The following is a 19,854-nucleotide window of genomic DNA, read 5'->3' as shown; positions in this document are numbered from 1 at the left end:
GTTCATCTCCCGTCTCCAATAGACAGAAAGAAAAAGGACCCCCCGCGCGGGAGGCCCTTTTTCTTTCGCTAAATATTTTACTATACGAAACGCAGAGAGAGGGTTATTAGACATGAGAGCGACGTTCAAGGCGTTTAATGCGTAGTAAGAGACGCAAGCGAGCTAACAAATGGTGAGCATCAAAAGGCTTAACTACATAGTCATCTGTACCTGCATCAAAGCCCGCAACTTTGTCCTGGAGAGTTGAGAAGGAAGAGAGAAGCATAATTGGAAGGGAAGATAACGAGGCATTACTCCGCACGTAGCGACATAATTCCAACCCATTATCCTGTCCAAACTGAAACTCTGTAATCAGGATATCAGGCATCGACGCTTCAAGTGCCTGCTTCGCTTCTTGCAGCGAAGACACGCATTGGACAGTGAATTGATCTCCGACAGCACGCCGCAATTTCTCACATGCGTACTCTTCACTATCGACGAGCAGAATACTTAACCTACGCACAGTCTGAAACCTATACGCTCTAACATTACATTGACGGAAGCAATGCCCCCGACACGGGATCACAATGATTCACCGTACTGCCTCGCGAGGCATCGACTAGAGGAAAAGACCATCTTTAGCGATGGCTGATGTTATGCTCAAAGCGCTTCAACTATTCGTACTCGGTCTGCGTACGTGCCAGGTAATCCGCACGGCTCTGGCGCTCAGCCGGGGTCATACGCAGAACCCGTTCAATTGCCTCATTCAAGGCCGTAGGTTTAAATGGCTTTGTCAGGTATTCATCAGCACCAGAGAGCAGCCCCGTCATTTGATCTTCTTCACGTGTCATCGCACTTAAGATAATCAAGGGAATATCAGAGGTGCGTGCATCTCCGCGCAGGCAACGGACCAGTTGGTATCCCCCCATACGGGGCATCTTGACATCAATAATCACGCAATCCGGACGCTCAGCATACACCTGCTCCAACCCCTGCACCCCATCATATGCAACCACAACCTGGTATGATCCCTGGAGGTTCACCGCATATTTGATGAGCTCTACAATGGTCGGATTATCATCAATAACCAATACTTTTTTCATGGCATTCCCGCTACTTCTAAAACTTCCCATCAAAAAGCACAACGTACTGGTTACAGGCTCTAGAAAGTTACTGCCTTGCCTGCATTGTAGCACAGTTCCGTTCTGCTGCCAACTTGCATTACCATAGTTGAAATCGAGATCACCATTGACCACCGACTCCTCCATTTTGACTTAGTATTCATCTCTCTCTATGCTACACCATGCAGCTAAAAGCAGCAACTTGAACTATATCTCCAAATGAGCCCTCAGATGCCTCAAACCCGGGACAAAGCGATATTCATGACAATGGATGGTCTAGGAGTACTATCCCAGAAGGCTCAAATAGGATCGTATACCAGAGGGAAGATGTATGTTAAAATACAGGGAAATGCGTACCATTTTCCGCGATCTACCATCGCTAGAAGGCAGAGCAGAAGGAAGATTGTGATGCTCGAACGCTACTCACGTCAGACTCTCTTTGGTCCAATCGGGAAAGAAGGACAGGAGCGACTGCGCACCTCTTCGGTTACCATCATTGGCTGTGGTGCCCTGGGAACAGTTCTCGCCAATAATCTCTGCCGAGCAGGGGTCGGGCGTCTCATCATCGCTGACCGCGATTATGTCGAACTCAATAACCTGCAACGCCAGATACTCTTTGATGAGGATGATGTGCACAGACACATTCCCAAAGCCATTGCCGCCGTTGAGAAGCTGCAAAAGGTGAATGGCGAGGTTACCCTTGAGGCTCGCGTCGAGGACATCAATGTCGAAAGTATTGAAGAAGTAGTACGTCAGAGCGATCTAGTGCTCGATGCTACAGACAACTTTGAGACACGTTACCTGCTGAATGATGCCTGTATTAAACACCAGCGCCCGTGGATCTATAGCGGCGTTATCGCTTCTTATGGGGTAACGATGAATATTCTACCAGGCGAGACGCCCTGCCTACGCTGTGTCTTCCCCGAACTTCCTGAACCGGGAACAACACCAACCTGTGATACAGCGGGAGTGCTCAATGGGATTGTCGGGGCAATCACAGGTGTGGCCTCAACGGAAGCGCTAAAGATCCTTCTTCACAGTGAGGCCATCAGCCGCGATCTGTTCTGGATGGATCTCTGGGAGAACACATCCGAACGAATCACACTACCACGCCAGCCAGATTGTCCAGCCTGTGGAGCGCACCATTACACATTTCTCGATGCCGAAGTGGGGTCTGTTACAACTAGTTTGTGTGGTCGTAACGCGGTACAGGTACGCACGACTTTTGGTAAAAGTGGAGGACGGTTGGATTTTGCCGCGCTAGCTGAGCGCTTACGAGCGGCAGGGCAGGTGCAGTATAATGATTTTCTGCTGCGCTATGCTGTCGATGGCTACGAATTGACGCTCTTTCCTGATGCACGCGCCATTATCAAAGGGACCGATGACGAACAGGTAGCCCGCTCCATCTATGCCCGATTTATCGGCATGTGAGACTTGCCCAGGTCGCGTCGATTGGCTCACGCGACCACCACACATCAGGTAACACCTCAGTTTTCCCACTGTTGGACGCTTCTCGGCGCAAGCGCTTCGTTGGGGTTAAGGGGATGGTGGCGAGAGTGCTGCTGGCACTCTCGCCACCATCCCCTTAACCCCAACGGGTGGCCCACAGGCAACGAGGAATCCTGAGCTGTTAGCATGGTGCACCAATTTCGCACATACAAGGGAGACTCAAAATATCTCATGAATGAACATATTCTCGTTTGCGTCGCCTGGCCTTATGCCAAAACCTCAACACATGTTGGACAGATTGTCGGCGCCTATCTTCCCGCGGATACCTTTGCCCGCTACCATCGCATGGCAGGGAATCAGGTGTTGATGGTATCTGGTAGCGATGAGCATGGAACACCTATCCTCGTCGACGCGGAACGCCAGGGCATTACCCCACGCGAGTTCGTCGCACGCTACCATCAGCAAATTTGCGAGGTCTGGGAGCGCCTGGGCATGTCCTGGGATCTCTTTACCGAGACAGGCACTCAGAACCATTATCGCATTACGCAAGACTTCTTTCTTACTCTGCACGATAAAGGCTACATCTTTAAAGAGAGTATGGAGTCTCCATACTGCCCCACTGATCGCCGCTTCCTCCCTGACCGCTATATCGAAGGCACCTGCCCCCATTGTGGCTACGACTCGGCACGGGGCGATCAATGCGACAACTGTGGGAAGACGCTCGATCCCATTGACCTGATCAATCCTCGCTGCCGCCTCTGTGGGAGCAAGACCAGCAAAATTGAAATGCGACAGACTGAGCATTTCTTCCTGGACCTGCCTAAATTGCAGGAACCACTTCACGCCTGGCTCCTTCAGAATAAGGAACACTGGCGACCAAATACGCTGGCCTTCGCACTCAACTGGATTAAAGAGGGTCTGCGCGCACGCGCCATCACACGTGACCTGGACTGGGGCGTCCCCATTCCTATCGAGGGCTATGAAGATAAACGCATCTATGTCTGGTTTGACGCGGTCATTGGCTACTTCTCAGCCAGCGTAGAATGGGCTGAGAAGCAGGGCACGCCTGATGCCTGGAAGACATGGTGGGTCCCTGGGCAGACTGAGCCTCCAGTCAAATCTTACTACTTCATTGGTAAGGACAATATTCCCTTCCACGCGATTATCTGGCCTGCCATGCTCCTGGGCTATGGCAACCGTAACCTGCCCTATGATGTTCCAGCCAATGAGTTTATGACCATGAGCGGTGCCAAGGCATCAAGCAGCCGAGGCAATGTGATCTGGACGCGCGATGTGCTCGACCAGTATAGTGCCGATACTCTGCGCTATTACCTTTCAGCGACCTCCCCCGAGGGCCGTGATACCGATTTCACCTTCGATGAGATGATTCGTCGCAATAATGACGAGTTAGTAGCGACCTATGGTAACGTCGTCCATCGCACCCTGACTTTCCTACAGAGCAAGTTCGGTGGGGTTGTTCCTGAACCACTGCCACTACGCGAAGCAGATCAGGCTTTACTAGCAGAGGTGGAGCGGGGCTTTGAGCAGGTGGCGAAACACATTGAGGCGTGCCATCTCAAAGATGGACTTCAGGCAGCGATGGTTGTGGCTCGCGCCGCGAACCGCTATCTGGATGAGCAGGCTCCCTGGAAACAGATTAAGGTCGACCGCGAGGCTGCTGGCACGACCATCTATGTAATGCTTCAGGTCCTGAGCGCGCTACGTGTGCTCTTCTGCCCTTATCTACCTTTCTCCTCACAAAAATTGCATGAGTACCTGGGCTTTACAGGTGAGGCAGGCAAGCAAGCATGGGAACAAGAAACCGTTGCGGCGGGAATTACACTTCCCAAGCCCGCGCCACTCTTCCCCAAACTAGAGGTCGACAAGGCTGAAACCCCGGTAGGTTAAAACATCCCTGAGTTTAGCACCATAAGAATGAGGGCGAGAAGGTCTATCATAGACCTTCTCGCCCTCATTCTTATGGCAATATTACTTCTTGTTATTCTTACCGAGATCTTGTTCCTCGGCCTCAATCTGGTATCCGGCAGCAGCAGCCCCCATACAGGCGGCCCCCACAACACCTGAGAAGTCTCCAAGCTTCGCTTTGTGGATAGGTGTGCGATGCGCGGGCGTTGCCAGAGCCACAGTCCGAGCACGATGGACGGCGGTCTCAAAGAGGAGGTCAATAGCTTCAATCACCCCACCACCTAGAATGACACTCTCTGGATTGTAGACATTAATGATGCTGCCAAGCGCTATTCCCAGGTAATTCGCGGCCTCCTCCACCATCTCAATCGTCAATTCATCTTTCTTGCGAATGGCGTCAGCTAGAATACCTGAGCGAATAATAGTCTCACCCTGTTTTAACTGGCGTTGAGCATCATCAGCCAACACCGAGGGGCGGCCGTGATGAATCTCTGCCATAATCGCGCGCGTGATGGCCGTTCGTGAGGCGTATGCTTCCAGACAACCACGCCCGCCACAGCCACAGATACGCCCACCAGCCTGAATCACCATGTGCCCAATTTCGCCCGCAGTTCCCGTGTTGCCGGTATAGAGGTGACCATCCTGCACAATACCGGAACCAATGCCCGTACCTACAAACACACAAATAAAATTGCTATAACCCCGCCCAGAGCCATAGAGGAACTCACCGCGCGCTGCCACCTCAACATCATTACCCACGGCGACAGGCACGTTAAATTGTTTCTGTAGGATCTGACCCAACTGCATATTGCGTACACCCAGGTTGGGCGCATCAATAATGACCCCATTCTGGCGATCAATCATGCCAGCCGCCCCAACACCAATGGCAACAAGCGTATCATCGCCACTTAGATTCGCATCCCGAATGGCCGTGGTCGCCAGTTCGATAGTGCGCTGACTCACGAAATCTGGGCCGCGCTCAGCGCGCGTCCGCTTCCGCGTAGATGCGATTACTTCGCCGCTCTGCACATCCACGACAGCGGCCAGCGTCTTCGTTCCCCCCAGGTCAATCCCGAGAGCATACAATTTCTGTTTTGCCATGTTCACTATTCACTTCCTATTCGAAAACCTGGGCACGATCACATTTCTACGAATACTAACGCCGCTCCGTGACCAGCGTTGACACATTCGAGTTCTCATAGATGGAATCCGCGCTCACTACAACAGCGATGTTGGTTCTCGCATAAGACCTTATCTTTGCGCAAAGGGTAGACTTAAGCCTGGCTGCACGTCAAGATCAAAATCATGCCGCTCTCCACCCTTCAGATGGAAATAGGCCGCGCTCCCGATCATAGCAGCGTTATCAGTACAAAACTCAATTGGAGGGTAACTGACCTGTACATGCAATGGAGCTAACTCCCGCCGCAAGCGCTCACGCAAACTTGCGTTCGCGGCCACTCCTCCAGCCAGCAAGACCTGCTTTACCTTGTATTCCTGCGCTGCCTGACGCGTTTTGACCGCAAGCACATCAACAATGGCTTCTTGAAAACTAGAGGCTAGCAAGCCAACATCGAGCGCACCGCCCTGCGCGGACTGCTCACCCATACGCACATAACGGCTTACCTGACCAGAATGCCCAGTGCTGCGTTGCTCTGGAGCGAGCTGTGTAGCGCCCTCTGCCAGATGCAGCATGGCCGTTTTCAAACCGCTAAAGCTAAAGTCATAGGTACCACGCAGCCAGGCTCGCGGCAAGAGATATGCTTTCCGCGCCTGCTTAATAGGCTTGTTTTGCCGCTGTAAGGCATCTTCAGCCTGCTGAGCCGCATGCTGAATAGCGGGTCCACCAGGATAACCCAGGCCTAGGATACGGGCCACCTTGTCAAAGGCTTCGCCCGCCGCGTCATCGCGCGTCTGCCCCAACAACTCATACTGCCCATGGTCTCGGACCAGGACCAGTTCGCTATGAGCGCCAGAGACAACCAGGCAGATAAGCGGAAATTCAGGATCACCTTCACACCAGTTCATATCAGCCTCGCGCGGCTGCTCATTCTGGCGTAGCCAGTTGGCATAAATATGTGCTTCCAGATGATTGACGCCTACAAAGGGAAGATTACGTGCGAGCGCCAGAGATTTCCCCACGGTCAAGCCAACCAGCAACGAACCCGCAAGGCCAGGCCCATACGTCGCCGCAATCGCATCCACATCCTCCCACTGACAGCCCGCTTGCGCGAACGCGGTCTCCAGCACAGGAATGATAGCGCTCAACTGCTGGCGAGAAGCCACCTCCGGCACCACTCCGCCATAGCGGTTATGTACCTCAATCTGTGAGGCAACCACATTTGAGAGCAAATAGCGCCCATCTTGAATAAGCGCCGCCCCTGTTTCGTCACAGGAGCTTTCAATACCCAGTACAAGCATAGAATAGTAATCCTGAATTCAGTATAGAGATACCGCTCACGTTAGCCCTCCGACAGAGAACACCCCACTCACATGATTCACTTAGCGGTCAGCCAGACTTTGGAAGAGGGCCGATTTCAGTTCGGTGAACTTCTCTTTATAAGCTGTAGAATGAATCTCATCTGTCCACATGATAAGCGCATCCTCCTGATTATCGCTATAGTAGCGATGGCGGACGCCAGCTTCACGGAAACCATACTTGCGATAGAGGCTCTGAGCTGGATAATTGGAGACGCGAACTTCCAACGTGACCCACTTTGCACCTATCTCATAGGCAATATCGATCAAACTCACCAAAAGAAATTCACCCAATCCCAGGCGGCGGAACTCGGGATGCATAGCAATGGTTGTAATATGTGCCTCATCAACCATCAGCCAGAGTCCCGCGAAACCCAGAATAGCCGCTAATTCCGGCACCGGATTCGAGATAGCAGGACGGTTTGGCAGTAAAGAGAGGGGAAAGAGGCGACTCTTACGCGGCTTCTCCTGCTCCGATGGTCCAACAAGCGCCGTTTGCCCATTGTCCAATATATGTTTATCACGCAACACAATATAATGCGCCCAGCGATTATCCTGTAGTTCCTTGCGGTACGCGCTCGGAGGCCAGGTTGACGGATAAGCAAGGCGCTCTATTTCAATGACGCGCGGCACATCGGCCATCGTCATCGGATCAATGACGTAACGCACCCTTCTCCCTTTCTGTTGTATCTTGGACCGCTTGTGTGGCCTCATTTTCGGCTGGCGCCGCTCCCGCAAGCAACGCTTGCTTGCGTGTGCTTTTGGTAATCGATGGGCGCCGTAGATACAAGGGTTCAAGTGCTAGTGGATCATCGTGCTGGCCCATGCGTAAGCGCTGCTGGGCCAATAATGCCAGAGTAGAGGCTCGACGCGAAGATGCCTGAACAGGCGCAAAGTGTCCCCGTTCACCAAGGAGAGCCCGCAAACTCTGACGCGTAGGCGCTTTCATTTCGCCACACAAGAGATATGGCTGTTGTTCGGCAGCGCGTTGAGAGTCGTTGGCGCGTAGACGCTCTACCAGTTGGGGGGGGGCAGTAATCCCGGCTCGTCTATGCACTCTATAGAGAAGTATATATTTCCTTCATCTCCTGAGGTTTCAATGCAGCGATAGGTTGCCGTGTAGAGATCCCCTCGGCCCGCTTCCAGAATCGAGCAGATAGGACCTCGCCAGTAGTACTGCTGAGCCGCGAGACCATCTAAAGTGCTTATGCCCAACAGCGGCTTCTGGAGCGCAAAAGCCAGAGCCTTGGCCGCTGAAACGCCCACACGCACCCCGTTGAACATCCCAGGACCCGTCGCAACAGCAATCGCATCAACCTCAGGCAACGTAATCTGACAATCTATCAGGAGACGTCGCATACTTGCTAGTAGCTCCACGCTGTGGTTACTGCCAGCATTCCAAATATATTCACCAAGCAAGGCCTCTTCAGAGGAAAGCGCGATGCTCGATTGCCGTGTCGAAGTATCAAAAGCCAGTAGAAGCATAGATTTGTTTCTGTAACTGCAAGAGCAGTTCGCAATAGCGCGACCCGGTGGCGATAAACCGCAGGGCGCGCTCGGTTTCATTTAAGACTTGAATATGAATAGCAAGGCGCTCGGCGAGCCAGGAGATATCCGCGTTCTCTGACCACTCGATAACGCACACGCCCGAACCAGTAAAGTAGTCATCAAAGCCCAGGTCCAGCACCTCATCGGGATCTTCCAGGCGGTACAGGTCAAAATGGTAGAGAGCAGGGCCCGGACATCCATCTCCCTCAACCTGCGACGACATTGGCCTGGACCGTCCAGCATATTCCTTCAGGATCGTAAAGGTGGGGCTACTAATCGTAGCTGTAATTCCCAATCCCTTTGCCAATCCCTGAGTAAAGGTCGTTTTCCCAGTCCCCAGTTGTCCTTCAAAGAGGAGGAGTTCGCCTCCTTGCAGGAGACGCCCCAGACACTGTCCAATATGTTGTGTTTGCTCAACACTCTGACTTATAATTTCAAAAGTTTCTCTTGGTAAATACTCAGTCACGACCTTCACCACAATGCGGCGCACACGCCACATATTCTAGTATAGTGGAAACATGGCCCATCCTTCATGCATGAAGGAGCTTCGTCTCTGCGCAAACCACCCAACACATCGCGCACGTATAAAATCAACGCCGCTTTCACGGCTGGCACTGCCCCTCTTGCAGGGATACGGCGCGCTCAGGTTTGCAGATAAAGAGCAAGCTTCTTTACGCAGGCAAGGCGAAATGGTAACTCATTATAGCATACTGCATACACATATGCTGCTTATGCTACCTCGAGACAATCCACCTTACCTGCTTTGACATCTCACGCTCTATGCAAACTCACTCCAATCTATCTAGACATGATAGAGGGCCCTCATGCTCAGCACCACTAGCGCAGTTTGGCACCACAACCACGGCAATAGAGCGCGTTGGGGCGCACAACACTTTTGCAGTTTGGACAAATCGTCTGACCTTGAGCTCCCGGATTCCCAGTACCTGGCTGATAGCTAGCGTTAGAATTGGTAGAAGGCGGTGGAGTGTCTGACTGGGCACCTACAGTAGAGTTGGCGCTCGCGTCGTTCTGATTCACTGGAGGAGGCGTATAATTAGTTGGGTTGCCTGGAGCGTACTGGTCGGCAGCATAGACCTCTTTCTTCAAATCCTCTAACTGCGTTTCACGCTGCTTCACATCATGATCAAGCTCAATAATACTCGCACACAGGCGCGAGAGTTGCGCGTCTGTCAAGGCTCCCTGCTGATACAGGTTCATAGCAGTGATCGAGAGATCATTCAATAAACGCAGACGTTGCTCCAGCAGTTTATCAATCTCGCCCTGCTTGCCACGTACCCGCATCTGCTTTTGCGCTTCCCAGCTTGTGCGACTCACAGCAGTGTTTAAGAAGTTCTTCGCAGATTCCATAAAATCGCTCATCAAAGCCTCCAAATTGAGTGTCAGGTATGTTTAAAAGTGACCTGCACATCTGTTATATTCTATAGTATTTCTTTGATACCTGTCTATTTTTACCAGCCTACCCCTCGGTGACAGCGTGCTTATAGATACGTATATCCACAGGTTGCCCCGAGTTCATCTCGATAGCGACCACGTCGATGCGCCATGAACGCTCACTACAGGAGTACTGGTTAAGATAGTAGTACGCGACCTGGATCAATTTACGCTGTTTGCGCCAGTCTACCGCCTCTTCAGGCAAACCATAAGCAGTCCCACGTCGAGTCTTGACCTCCACAAACACAAGATCCTCTCCCTCTTCCGCTACCAGGTCAATCTCACCATATGGGCAACGGAAATTGCGCTCAACAATATAATACCCGCGTGCCTGCAATCTACTTGCCGCCAGACTTTCGCCTAGCGAGCCTAGCTTCTGGCGCGAAACCTTTCGCTCCATCATAACTACCACCATCCCCTCTCAAAGCTACTACGAAACACCACCGTAAAATGTTGTGTCAGCATCCTAGCTTCAGCTGCAAAAACTACGCTTACCATCATTCAATATCTTCTATTCTTACACAAAACCTGAGCGTTGTATACTACAGGCAGAAGGCATCAAAGATGATAGCTTGCTCTCTTAATTAGGAGCACTCAAAGAAAGAGGAATCGCCATGCGACCACTAATCTTTATTCATGGATCAGGCGACAATGCCAGTGTCTGGCACGCACAGCATGCATATTTTCGGCGGGGGAAAGAGCAGGTAGTCGCGCTCGACCTGCCCGGTCACGGCTCACGTCCCGATACCCTACCATACGAAACCAACGTGCTGAACTATGCTCAGGCAACCTATAGTATCATTAAGGAAGAACTTGGGCTTCAACAGCCAGTTGTAGTTGGGCACTCGCTTGGAGGGGCTATAGCGCTGACATTGGCCGCTATGCATGGCCCTGAACTAGCAGGGCTGGTCCTGGTGGGAAGCGGAGCGCGTCTACGCGTTCACCCAGCGCTTCTAGAGGAGGCGCGCTCTACGCCGGTAGAGGCCTGCCAGCGCCTGACCGAGCTTGCCCTTACGCCCGCGCACATAACCGCTCTCGCGCCGAGCCTGCTGGGTAAGAAGGACCCCAATGATCGAAATATGCTCTATCGTGATCTCTCTGCCTGCAATACATTCGACATTATGGCCCAACTTCCCGAAATTACGCTTCCAACGCTCATTATCTGCGGCGAAGAGGACCGGCTCACCCCTCCAAAGTACAGCACATATCTTCAACAACATCTTTCGCGCTCGACCCTGCGCATCCTTCCGGACGCGGGTCATTATGTTATGTATGAACAACCGGAAGCTACCAACCAGGCTATCGCGGAGTGGCTCCAAACAATCGAGGACGAAATGTAAGCTCAGGCGCAGATTGAGGAGAAGAGAAAGGCGGCTCTCCCCCTCGACGCTCGACTCCCGTTCGTGTTACAATAAGCCAGCAACACTCAAAAACAAGCAAGTATATATGCTTGAGGCATATTTCTACAATGTCAGTCGTACACTAAGGCCTTATGTGAAAACCAATGCCGCTGCCGCGGCTATAGCGCGAACTCCTTATCGACCCCTGAGCACGCAGCATTAGCTGCCGTTCAGGCAACGTTGAGGGTCGTAGCAAGAAGAAAGCGCTCAGGTTTTCGAATATGGGGTAAGTTCAAACTAGGGAGCAACGATATGTCAGGTCATTCAAAATGGGCGCAGATTCGCCGCTCTAAAGGCGTCAACGATGCACGCCGTGGTCAACTCTTCACCCGCCTGGGACGCGAAATCGTTGTTGCCGTGCGTGAGGGTGGAAGCGGTGATATAGCAGCAAACTTCCGCTTGCGCATGGCAGTTCAGCGCGCTCGCGACGCCAATATGCCACTCGATAACATCGAGCGCACCATTAAGCGTGCTGTCGGTGGTTCTGAAGGTATGAACCTGGAAGAGAATACCTATGAGGGGTATGGTCCTGGCGGTACCGCCATCCTCGTCCAGACAATGACGGAGAACCGAAACCGTACCGTCGCCGAAGTTCGCAACGCCTTCAATCGTAATGGTGGCAACATGGGTGAGAACGGTTGTGTTGACTGGCTCTTCGAGAACAAGGGCATTATCGAGGTCGAACTGATAGGCAAGGACCCCGACGAACTGACGCTTGAGGCGATTGACCTGGGCGCTGACGAAGTCGAGGAAGTAGAACCCGACAGCGAGACCATCACCATCTATACCGATCCCTCAGATATGGAAGATGTACGCCGCGGCCTGGAAGAGCACAGTTACAAGGTTATGAAGGCCGAAACTTCGATGATCCCTAAAACAAAGGTCGACCTCTCCGATGAGAAAGTGGCTCACCAGGTGATGCGCTTGATTGATAAGCTCGAAGATCTGGACGACGTGCAGAATGTGCATACTAACGCCGACTTCCCCGAGGAGTTCGCCGCCTCCTATCAATAAGGTCTTATGTGAAAACCAACGCTGCCCGATCAGCAGCTCGCGCACACTCCTTATGTGAAACCTGAGCGCGCCGTGCCTCCGCATGGAGTCAGCGCTAGTCGCGGCAGCGACGTTGGTGTTCGTATTAAGAAGAACGCGCTCAGGTTTCACATAAGGAGTTAGGCCAAATATAGAGAAGGGAACCGAGGCATAAGATGGATACCGCTCGCGATCAAGCATCCAACCCTCGTCCGCGCATCGCGCTGGGTATCGATCCCGGCACTGCCATTGTGGGATACGCGGTAGTGATGGCTCAGGGCAGCAACCTGAGCTTACTAGCCTGTGATGTCATCACTACTCCGGCCAAAATGCCGCTGGCTCAACGCTTGCAGGCCATTTATACTGACCTTAGCGGCATTATCTCAACCTTTCACCCACAGGAAGCCGCCATTGAAGAGTTGTTCTTCGCAAAAAACGCCCGGACTGCGATGTCGGTTGGGCATGCGCGAGGAGTGGCAATGCTAGCCCTGGCGAATGGCGGGCTCTCTGTTGCCGAGTATAAGCCCAAACAGGTCAAACTTGCGGTCACAGGCTATGGAGATGCTCCCAAGGATCAGGTCGGCGAGATGGTGCGCATACTCCTCAAATTGCAGGCGGTTCCTCGCCCAGATGATGCTGCGGACGCCGCCGCGATTGCGATATGCCATTTAAATACCCTTCCACTCGCTCGCAACTTTGCGACGTACACTGGCTACAATCGCTAGCATACAGCGCGCCTCCCCCGCATGCGATGGCGGCTTAGGGGGCGCTCTCAAGATCAAAACACTCCCTATGCAGGGCTGAATGGTAAGAAAGGAGTGCGTGTTTGCTCCCGCAATCGAGCTATATCCGGGTTCTCACACGCGATTTTCGATGATTAAGAGCATTCATGGAACGCTGCAAGCCTGCCATCCCGATTACGCTCTCATACGTGTGGGTGGCTTTGGGATTCAAGTTTTCGCACCCGCGACCACAATCAGCCACTTAGGAGAGACCGGAACCGAGGTTGGCCTCCACACCCACTTTCACATGCGTGAGGATGGCATCACGCTCTATGGCTTTTTGTCAGAGATGGATCGTGACGCCTTTGAACAGCTTATTGCGATTAGCGGCGTAGGGCCACGTGTCGCGCTCTCCCTACTCTCAATTATGGATGCCACCACGCTCTACCAAGCCATAGCCGACGAAGATCAGCAACGCCTTGGCATGGCAAAAGGAGTAGGGAAACGCCTGGCAGCCCAGTTGATTCTCGCTCTCAAGGGAAAGCTGCCAAGTATCGTACCAGCGGGTACAGTCAGCGGGGTACCCACCGGGAAGGTTCAGGCCGAAGCTCTGGAAGCGCTCATCGGGCTGGGCTACAGCAATGCAGAGGCACAGGCAGCCATCTCGAAAATCCCCCTGAGCAAGCCTTGACTCTAGAGCAAATGGTTACCTATGCCCTTCGCACCTTCGCACGCTCATAGTAGAGCGGGTAACAAGGTGGTCCATTTGCTACTCATAGGGTAGGAGTCCTGGTACCATTCCTTGCCAATCTAAAGAGCTTGGGTTATACTCCAGAGAACTTCACCCGCACCTTCATCAGGGAACGCCACAGGTTTATAATCTGTACAGATAAACTCTTATGGAATTAATTATAGCCACACTGGCCTCAATTCGGCCTGGACAAGATATTGATAGCCTGACGCGCATACGCCTGGTCTACGATACACTGCGGAATGCTCCGGGTGTGATCGCCTCCAACCTCTATCAGCATCGTAGCGAGTCTCCCTATTATCTGCTGATCACCACCTGGGACGACGAGGCCAGCTGGAAGAGCGCGGACAAACGCCATAATCCACAGTTACTTCTGAGCGAGACAATGGGTGACATGCTCACCAGTTTGCCTCGACAATGGTATATGCATTATCTTTGGGGCTACAGCCGCGCGGCGCAGCAACCCTATATCGCGATGGCAAATCTTCTCACGATTCCCGTTCATCAACTCAGACATGCCAACCAGGAGTGCCTCCTTCACCTGAGGCCTTTAACCATTCAAGCGACACTCACCTTCGCCTTTCTGGCTTATGGCGTCACAGACACAGATGGCGCCTCCGTTCCACCACAGCAGAGTAACTCCCACTCGACAGAGCCCCAAACGACGCTTTTCAGCCTCTTTAGCTGGAGCAGCGAAGAGGAGCGCTCAACCTTCTTACAACATCCTCAAATGCAAAGCCTCAATACCACACTTCGCCAATGGGGGAAGCTAGAGACGCTCCCTCTCGATCTGCTCTAACACACCTAGATCCACAACAATGGTGAGCAACGCATTATAGCAATGCTCAGAAACCTTGAACCCGCTATACGTAAGCGCAGCGCAGACCCTATATTAGAAAGGTCTGTGTACCACTTCACGCACCCTCGCCCTTCCTTAATCGCTACGCTAGTCCGCTGTGGTTTCATGAACTGGACGATCATAATACTTCTTCAGTTCCGCCTGGAGAAAGGTCTCTTGAGACCACATACGAGGTGTGAAAGTATGGTATTCACCATCGCATATCGGAGCATCTGCTTTACACTTCAAATGGGGTAGCAGCCGGAAACGTATAGTATCTTCTATAACCTCAATCCACATATGTCGCCTGGTATAACCTGTTCCCCAGCGGAAAAGTACCATCGTGTCGTACTCTTCAAAGCGACCACGTCCCTTTAAAAGGTTCGTATTAATAGATTGGAGCATCTGTGATAGACCACTCTCACGAAAAACGCGCTTGGCATTCTCACGACGCTGCTGAATATCACTACTCTGTTCCTGACTACTTACATTTTTGTCTTGCGTTTCATCCTGGTTCATATATTTTCTCGATTGCTTGCTTTATTAGGAAAAGTAAAAACTGGTAGAGATCACCTTCCAACGAAACCACTCAAACATTCCAGGGTATAACCTACCAGAAGCGTATTGCTCACAGAGATTGTAACAGATATTGGAGCACGAGGACAGACAGGAGGGTCAACTCAGCAGGCATGGACAAAGCAAGGTAAAGCCAGCAAAGCGACCACTCGCCATTGAGCAGGATCTGCATACTTGCATCAGATACAATGCACACGCCTCAATGCGCATGCGCCATTTATTCCTGTTTGCCAGCTTAGGGCAGAAGGCTATGCGGAAGAAGAGAGAGAGAAGACACAGCTATGATCGGGCATTTTGTCGATGTGGCACACATTATCAGAGGATTGCTTGGCACGACGCTTGGCAGTTGCAGCCAGGGGGCCAATCTCATCATGAGGATAGCGGCGCTGATCGCTCACAATGCCAACAGAGAGAGAGACAAGAGGGAATTGAAAGGGGCGGCCTTTGCGGTCAACACCGCTGATCGAGCCTCGCTCTACATCCTCGGGACGATAGAGCTTACGACTCTCGCGCTTATAGCGATTAATAATATGCTGATAGAGCATTGTCGTTCGCTCGGGAGTCGTTAAAATAATAAAATCATCGCCCCCTATATGCCCTACAAAGTCAGCCGCATTGCCATATTCGTAGACAACACTCTGACTAATCCGGCTCACCAGGAGAATCATATCATTGCCAGCCAGGAAACCATAGACATCATTGAAGGCTTTGAAGTTGTCGAGATCAAGATAGAGGATGCTCCAGGGTTCAGGGCTTTTCAGTCTTGCATCGAGCGCGCATTCCAGTTGCACGCCACCAGGAAGGAAGGTTAGAGGAGAGAGAGAGTATTGCTGCACACGCCGTAACTGTCGCCGCACATGCGCGAGCAGTTCCTCATCATTGAGAGGCTTGAGCAAGTACATGTCAGCACCCATATCCAGAATGCGAACCTTGTCAGAGAGCTCTTGAGGAGTGCCAACCACAATGATCGGAATATGCATGCTTTTGGGATGAGCTCGTAACCGTTGCATGAGCTCGTACCCATCAAGACCTGGAGTAGAGAAATCAATTATGATGAGATGGGGAATTTCACGTAAAGCAAACTGTAGCGCAGCATCGCCATTGAGGTGCATCGCAGTTTGGTATCCTTTGAACGCTAGCCTCGCTCGGAGCAGCTTAGTGATCAATTCCTCATCCTCGATGACTAAAATGCTGGACATATGCACTCCTGCCTCTACGTTTCATTTTATACACTGAGTATACCTCACGTATACCACCATTGTCATGAAACACTAACAATTCTGTGGAAGCTTTTGTCCGTGAGATTACAATATCTACCACCTACCTCACATATACACATTCCTCACGCCATAGTACGCCATAGAGACCTGGCACTTTATTCTAGTGATGAACGATCTGCAACATCACGGCTGCCTGCGCATAAGCTCTCGTAGTCTATTGTCGTTCTTTACTCTCATAAGTGTCTGATGAAAGTGCATTGCCCCATGATGCCATAGTCAACAGAGCCCGGCGAGAATGCTCCCCCACAGATCAACTCGCTCAAGACAACAACTACATAGCGGCGAGGTCAATCGCATAACCAGTGGGACGTATATTGAGCACCGCAGGACGTAAGTGCCTGCTTCATGACTTCAATTCACAGTCTCTTGGATAGCATAGTGACGAGTTACCAGAAGTTCTTAGTAAATAAAGTACACATACTGGGAAATGATACTGCATCGCCTTGACATACGAATCGACATAATTAAAAATATGCATACATATGTCTTTAACCAGTATAACATCCTTCGTGTTCTCTGCAAAGTATTTGCCACACATATTTATGGCATCCATCAGAAATTTGCCAAACATCACATAACCATGACTTTTGTACCTGGTATTATACGACATAGGGCTAGCCATCTCGAAAATAGCCACCGCCAGCCCTCTGTTACTCTCTACAGTAGCTCCTTTGCCACTCTTTAAGACCTCACCAACGACTCTCTAAACTATTTTCCGCGAAGAGTTGACGCTTAGACGTAGCTGAGATAAGATACGTGCCAGAAGTATCATCATCGGGTAGAAGAAGGGCATCACATGACCTCATCAGCACCTGTGGAGCGAGCGATTTCGTTTTACAGTAAGGGACAGCCAGCCCTGATTCTGGAGGGGGTTCTCCATGAACCTGTCCAGAGAACACAGCTCGCGCCTATCGTAATTTTATGTCACCCACAGCCTGCCAGCAGCGACATGAATGATGGGCTACTTGTCGCCCTGGCTCGTTCTCTGGCTCAAGCGGGTATGTATGCGTTGCGCTTTAACTTTCGCGGAGTAGGTCGTAGTCAAGGACAGCAGACAGATGGACGCCTGGAGCCTCTCGATCTAGCTGGCGCTATCGACCTGGCACTCTCTATTCGCGATGTTAATTCCTCCAAGCTCTGCGTCGTTGGGCATGGCTTTGGCGCATATATCGCGCTACTTTACGCACCCTTTGACCTCCGCGTGCGCACGCTTATTTCCATCAGTTTACCTCTTTTCCGGGCTATGGGCGGCTTCCCTCGCCAATTTGAGCGCCCCAAACTCTTTATGACAGGCGAGTTCGATGAAATCTGCCCACTCTACAAACTTGAACCATTTGTTGAGCAGCAGCAAGGCCCCAAGGGTATCAAAGTTGTTACTGGCGCTCGTCACCTCATGCGCGGCTTTGAGGAGCCTGCCGTCAACGCGGCTCGCACCTATCTGCTGAAATGGGCAAACATGCCTGGAGTGTAAAAGCCCATGAACCCCAGTAATCCTTTAATTGTACAGAGTGATCGCAGTATTTTGCTTGAGGTCGAGCATCCACTACACGCTGAAGCCCGCGACGCCCTGTCACGCTTCGCTGAATTAGAGAAATCGCCAGAACATATTCATACCTACCGCATCTCACCGCTCTCACTCTGGAATGCTGCCGCTGGCGGTATCTATGCTCAGCATATTTTGGAATTGCTGGAACGCTATAGTAAATATCCGATCCCGCCCAACATGGTCAGCGATATCCATGACTATATCGGGCGCTATGGTCGCCTGAAGCTCATACGTGAGGAGGAACGCCTCTTACTAGTATCAGACGACCATCTACTCATTACCCAGATCTTACGAAATCGACATGCGCAACCATACCTGATCCGCCCACTAAACGCACACGCCCTTGAAGTCGATGCCAACAGGCGCGGACACATCAAGCAGGCGCTTATTCACATCGGCTTCCCCGCCGAAGACCTGGCGGGGTATACCGAAGGGTCCCCCCTACCGTTTGCTCTCCATCAACAAGAGGAAGGAGATAACCAGGGCTTTACACCACGCTCCTATCAGCGCGCAGCCGCGTCGGCGTTTTACGCGGGAGGAGCGCCCGGAGGAGGGAGTGGTGTGGTGGTACTGCCCTGCGGCGCGGGCAAGACCATTGTTGGACTAGTCACAATGGCTGATATTCAGCGTGCGACCTTGATTCTGACACCTAATACTGTCGCGGTACGCCAATGGATCAATGAGTTGCGCACAAAAACCACTATCCCTCCCGAAATGATTGGTGAGTACACGGGCGAGCGTAAAGATATTGCCCCGGTGACTGTAAGCACCTACCAGATGCTCACATATCGACGCACTGGGAACAGTTCACAAATGGGTGATAGTAGTACGGCAGAGGCAGTTGAGGAGGAGTACCCTCACTTCTCACTACTCACCAGCTATGATTGGGGCTTAATTATTTATGACGAGGTGCATCTCTTACCGGCACCGGTCTTTCGCGTAACCGCTGAAATTCAAGCTCGCCGTCGCCTGGGGCTCACCGCGACGCTCGTTCGCGAGGATGGACGCGAGGCCGATGTATTTAGCCTTATCGGACCCAAGAAATATGACGTTCCCTGGCGAGAACTCGAACGTCAGGGCTGGATTGCGACTGCTGAGTGCCATGAAATTCGTGTGAGCCTCGATGAGCATGACCAGCTTACCTATGCCATGGCTGAAACGCGCGAGAAGTATCGGATAGCAGCTGAGAATCCGGTCAAATCACGGATCGCTCACGCGCTGATAGAGCGCCACAAAGATGATCAGGTGCTTATCATTGGGCAATATATTGACCAGCTCAAAGCTCTCTCGGAGCAGTTTCAAGCCCCACTCCTGACCGGGCGCACATCTAACACACAACGAGAGAAGCTTTATGAACAATTTCGTCGAGGCGAACTCAAGCTTCTGGTAGTAAGCAAGGTGGCAAACTTCGCCATTGACCTGCCTGACGCCAATGTCGCGATCCAGGTCTCCGGCACGTTTGGCTCACGCCAGGAAGAGGCCCAACGCTTAGGGCGCATCTTACGTCCCAAACGCGACGGCGGCACAGCCTATTTCTACACCCTTGTGACTCGTGACACTCGTGACCAGGACTTTTCCGCTAATCGCCAACTTTTTTTAACTGAACAGGGCTACCAATATAGCATTGAGGATGCAGAAACGCTGCTCTCATCTTCCCCAGAACGCCCGCCTGAACACTCATTGGGAAACCAATAGAGGTGGTTATCCCTTGAAACACACGATGAAGAAACCCATTCAATCCTACATAAACGCGCTACAT

Annotated in this window: 21 protein-coding genes; 9 read left to right on the top strand and 12 right to left on the bottom strand. The window is 51.9% G+C overall.

What is annotated here, in order from left to right; genetic code table 11:
* Nucleotides 1-106: 106 nt before the first annotated feature.
* The gene (locus tag K3T82_RS17780; RefSeq protein WP_220194779.1) at nt 107-502 is read right to left on the bottom strand and encodes a response regulator; all 396 of its coding nucleotides are present in this window, start codon (nt 500-502) and stop codon (nt 107-109) included.
* 151 nt (nt 503-653) lie between these two features.
* Complete coding sequence (locus tag K3T82_RS17775) at nt 654-1,235, bottom strand: response regulator transcription factor (RefSeq protein WP_220194778.1); 582 nt, start codon at nt 1,233-1,235, stop codon at nt 654-656.
* A 273-nt stretch (nt 1,236-1,508) separates the two neighbouring features.
* Here K3T82_RS17775 and K3T82_RS17770 point away from each other — a divergent pair, with 273 nt between their 5' ends.
* Nucleotides 1,509-2,531: a ThiF family adenylyltransferase gene (locus K3T82_RS17770; RefSeq protein ID WP_236031192.1), complete on the top strand. Its 1,023-nt coding sequence runs from the start codon at nt 1,509-1,511 to the stop codon at nt 2,529-2,531.
* 249 nt (nt 2,532-2,780) lie between these two features.
* Nucleotides 2,781-4,457 carry a methionine--tRNA ligase gene (metG, locus tag K3T82_RS17765; RefSeq protein WP_220194777.1) on the top strand — a complete coding sequence of 559 codons (1,677 nt, stop codon included), beginning with the start codon at nt 2,781-2,783 and terminating at the stop codon, nt 4,455-4,457.
* A gap of 81 nt (nt 4,458-4,538) precedes the next feature.
* Here metG and K3T82_RS17760 read toward each other — a convergent pair whose 3' ends face one another.
* The 8 genes from K3T82_RS17760 to K3T82_RS17725 form a co-directional block, all read right to left on the bottom strand.
* Complete coding sequence (locus tag K3T82_RS17760; protein WP_220194776.1) at nt 4,539-5,576, bottom strand: ROK family protein; 1,038 nt, start codon at nt 5,574-5,576, stop codon at nt 4,539-4,541.
* Between the two features lie 150 nt (nt 5,577-5,726).
* Complete coding sequence (gene tsaD, locus K3T82_RS17755; protein ID WP_220194775.1) at nt 5,727-6,893, bottom strand: tRNA (adenosine(37)-N6)-threonylcarbamoyltransferase complex transferase subunit TsaD; 1,167 nt, start codon at nt 6,891-6,893, stop codon at nt 5,727-5,729.
* Nucleotides 6,894-6,974: 81 nt separating this feature from the next.
* Nucleotides 6,975-7,619: a ribosomal protein S18-alanine N-acetyltransferase gene (gene rimI, locus K3T82_RS17750; RefSeq protein WP_220194774.1), complete on the bottom strand. Its 645-nt coding sequence runs from the start codon at nt 7,617-7,619 to the stop codon at nt 6,975-6,977.
* Nucleotides 7,603-7,899 (bottom strand): hypothetical protein, encoded by a 297-nt coding sequence (locus K3T82_RS17745; RefSeq protein WP_220194773.1) that lies wholly within the window; start codon nt 7,897-7,899, stop codon nt 7,603-7,605. The genes rimI and K3T82_RS17745 overlap by 17 nt, the downstream gene beginning before the upstream one ends.
* A 65-nt stretch (nt 7,900-7,964) precedes the next feature.
* Nucleotides 7,965-8,435, bottom strand: a complete 471-nt coding sequence (gene tsaB / locus K3T82_RS17740) for a tRNA (adenosine(37)-N6)-threonylcarbamoyltransferase complex dimerization subunit type 1 TsaB (protein WP_220194772.1) — start codon at nt 8,433-8,435, stop codon at nt 7,965-7,967.
* The gene (gene tsaE, locus K3T82_RS17735) at nt 8,416-8,964 is read right to left on the bottom strand and encodes a tRNA (adenosine(37)-N6)-threonylcarbamoyltransferase complex ATPase subunit type 1 TsaE (RefSeq protein ID WP_220194771.1); all 549 of its coding nucleotides are present in this window, start codon (nt 8,962-8,964) and stop codon (nt 8,416-8,418) included. The genes tsaB and tsaE overlap by 20 nt, the downstream gene beginning before the upstream one ends.
* 371 nt (nt 8,965-9,335) lie before the next feature.
* The gene (locus K3T82_RS17730; protein ID WP_220194770.1) at nt 9,336-9,866 is read right to left on the bottom strand and encodes a zinc ribbon domain-containing protein; all 531 of its coding nucleotides are present in this window, start codon (nt 9,864-9,866) and stop codon (nt 9,336-9,338) included.
* A gap of 109 nt (nt 9,867-9,975) precedes the next feature.
* The gene (locus K3T82_RS17725) at nt 9,976-10,353 is read right to left on the bottom strand and encodes a YraN family protein (RefSeq protein WP_220194769.1); all 378 of its coding nucleotides are present in this window, start codon (nt 10,351-10,353) and stop codon (nt 9,976-9,978) included.
* Nucleotides 10,354-10,564: 211 nt separating this feature from the next.
* On the opposite strand from K3T82_RS17725, the gene K3T82_RS17720 reads away from it, so the two are divergent.
* The 5 genes from K3T82_RS17720 to K3T82_RS17700 all read left to right on the top strand — a co-directional run bounded on the left by K3T82_RS17720 (nt 10,565) and on the right by K3T82_RS17700 (nt 14,654).
* Nucleotides 10,565-11,290: an alpha/beta fold hydrolase gene (locus K3T82_RS17720; protein ID WP_220194768.1), complete on the top strand. Its 726-nt coding sequence runs from the start codon at nt 10,565-10,567 to the stop codon at nt 11,288-11,290.
* Between the two features lie 312 nt (nt 11,291-11,602).
* A complete protein-coding gene (locus K3T82_RS17715; protein ID WP_220194767.1) occupies nt 11,603-12,364 on the top strand; it encodes a YebC/PmpR family DNA-binding transcriptional regulator in 762 nt (253 codons plus the stop codon).
* A 194-nt stretch (nt 12,365-12,558) separates the two neighbouring features.
* Nucleotides 12,559-13,107 (top strand): crossover junction endodeoxyribonuclease RuvC, encoded by a 549-nt coding sequence (ruvC, locus tag K3T82_RS17710; RefSeq protein ID WP_220194766.1) that lies wholly within the window; start codon nt 12,559-12,561, stop codon nt 13,105-13,107.
* Nucleotides 13,108-13,204: 97 nt separating this feature from the next.
* Nucleotides 13,205-13,795: a Holliday junction branch migration protein RuvA gene (gene ruvA / locus K3T82_RS17705; protein ID WP_220194765.1), complete on the top strand. Its 591-nt coding sequence runs from the start codon at nt 13,205-13,207 to the stop codon at nt 13,793-13,795.
* Nucleotides 13,796-14,003: 208 nt separating this feature from the next.
* Nucleotides 14,004-14,654: an antibiotic biosynthesis monooxygenase gene (locus K3T82_RS17700; protein ID WP_220194764.1), complete on the top strand. Its 651-nt coding sequence runs from the start codon at nt 14,004-14,006 to the stop codon at nt 14,652-14,654.
* Between the two features lie 147 nt (nt 14,655-14,801).
* Here the strand turns inward: K3T82_RS17700 and K3T82_RS17695 are convergent, their stop codons facing one another.
* A complete protein-coding gene (locus tag K3T82_RS17695) occupies nt 14,802-15,212 on the bottom strand; it encodes a hypothetical protein (protein WP_220194763.1) in 411 nt (136 codons plus the stop codon).
* A 305-nt stretch (nt 15,213-15,517) separates the two neighbouring features.
* On the bottom strand, nt 15,518-16,468 hold the full coding sequence (locus tag K3T82_RS17690) for a GGDEF domain-containing response regulator (protein WP_220194762.1): 951 nt from the start codon (nt 16,466-16,468) through the stop codon (nt 15,518-15,520).
* Between the two features lie 877 nt (nt 16,469-17,345).
* On the opposite strand from K3T82_RS17690, the gene K3T82_RS17685 reads away from it, so the two are divergent.
* Both K3T82_RS17685 and K3T82_RS17680 read left to right on the top strand, forming a co-directional pair.
* Nucleotides 17,346-18,020 carry an alpha/beta hydrolase gene (locus tag K3T82_RS17685; protein ID WP_220194761.1) on the top strand — a complete coding sequence of 225 codons (675 nt, stop codon included), beginning with the start codon at nt 17,346-17,348 and terminating at the stop codon, nt 18,018-18,020.
* A 6-nt stretch (nt 18,021-18,026) separates the two neighbouring features.
* Nucleotides 18,027-19,790 (top strand): DNA repair helicase XPB, encoded by a 1,764-nt coding sequence (locus tag K3T82_RS17680; RefSeq protein WP_220194760.1) that lies wholly within the window; start codon nt 18,027-18,029, stop codon nt 19,788-19,790.
* Nucleotides 19,791-19,854 lie beyond the last annotated feature (64 nt).

The organism is Ktedonospora formicarum, from assembly GCF_016587355.1.
Classification (GTDB): Bacteria; Chloroflexota; Ktedonobacteria; order Ktedonobacterales; family Ktedonobacteraceae; genus Ktedonobacter; species Ktedonobacter formicarum.
Note: the sequence above shows the minus strand (reverse complement) of the source record. Positions and strands in the feature narration are given on the sequence as shown.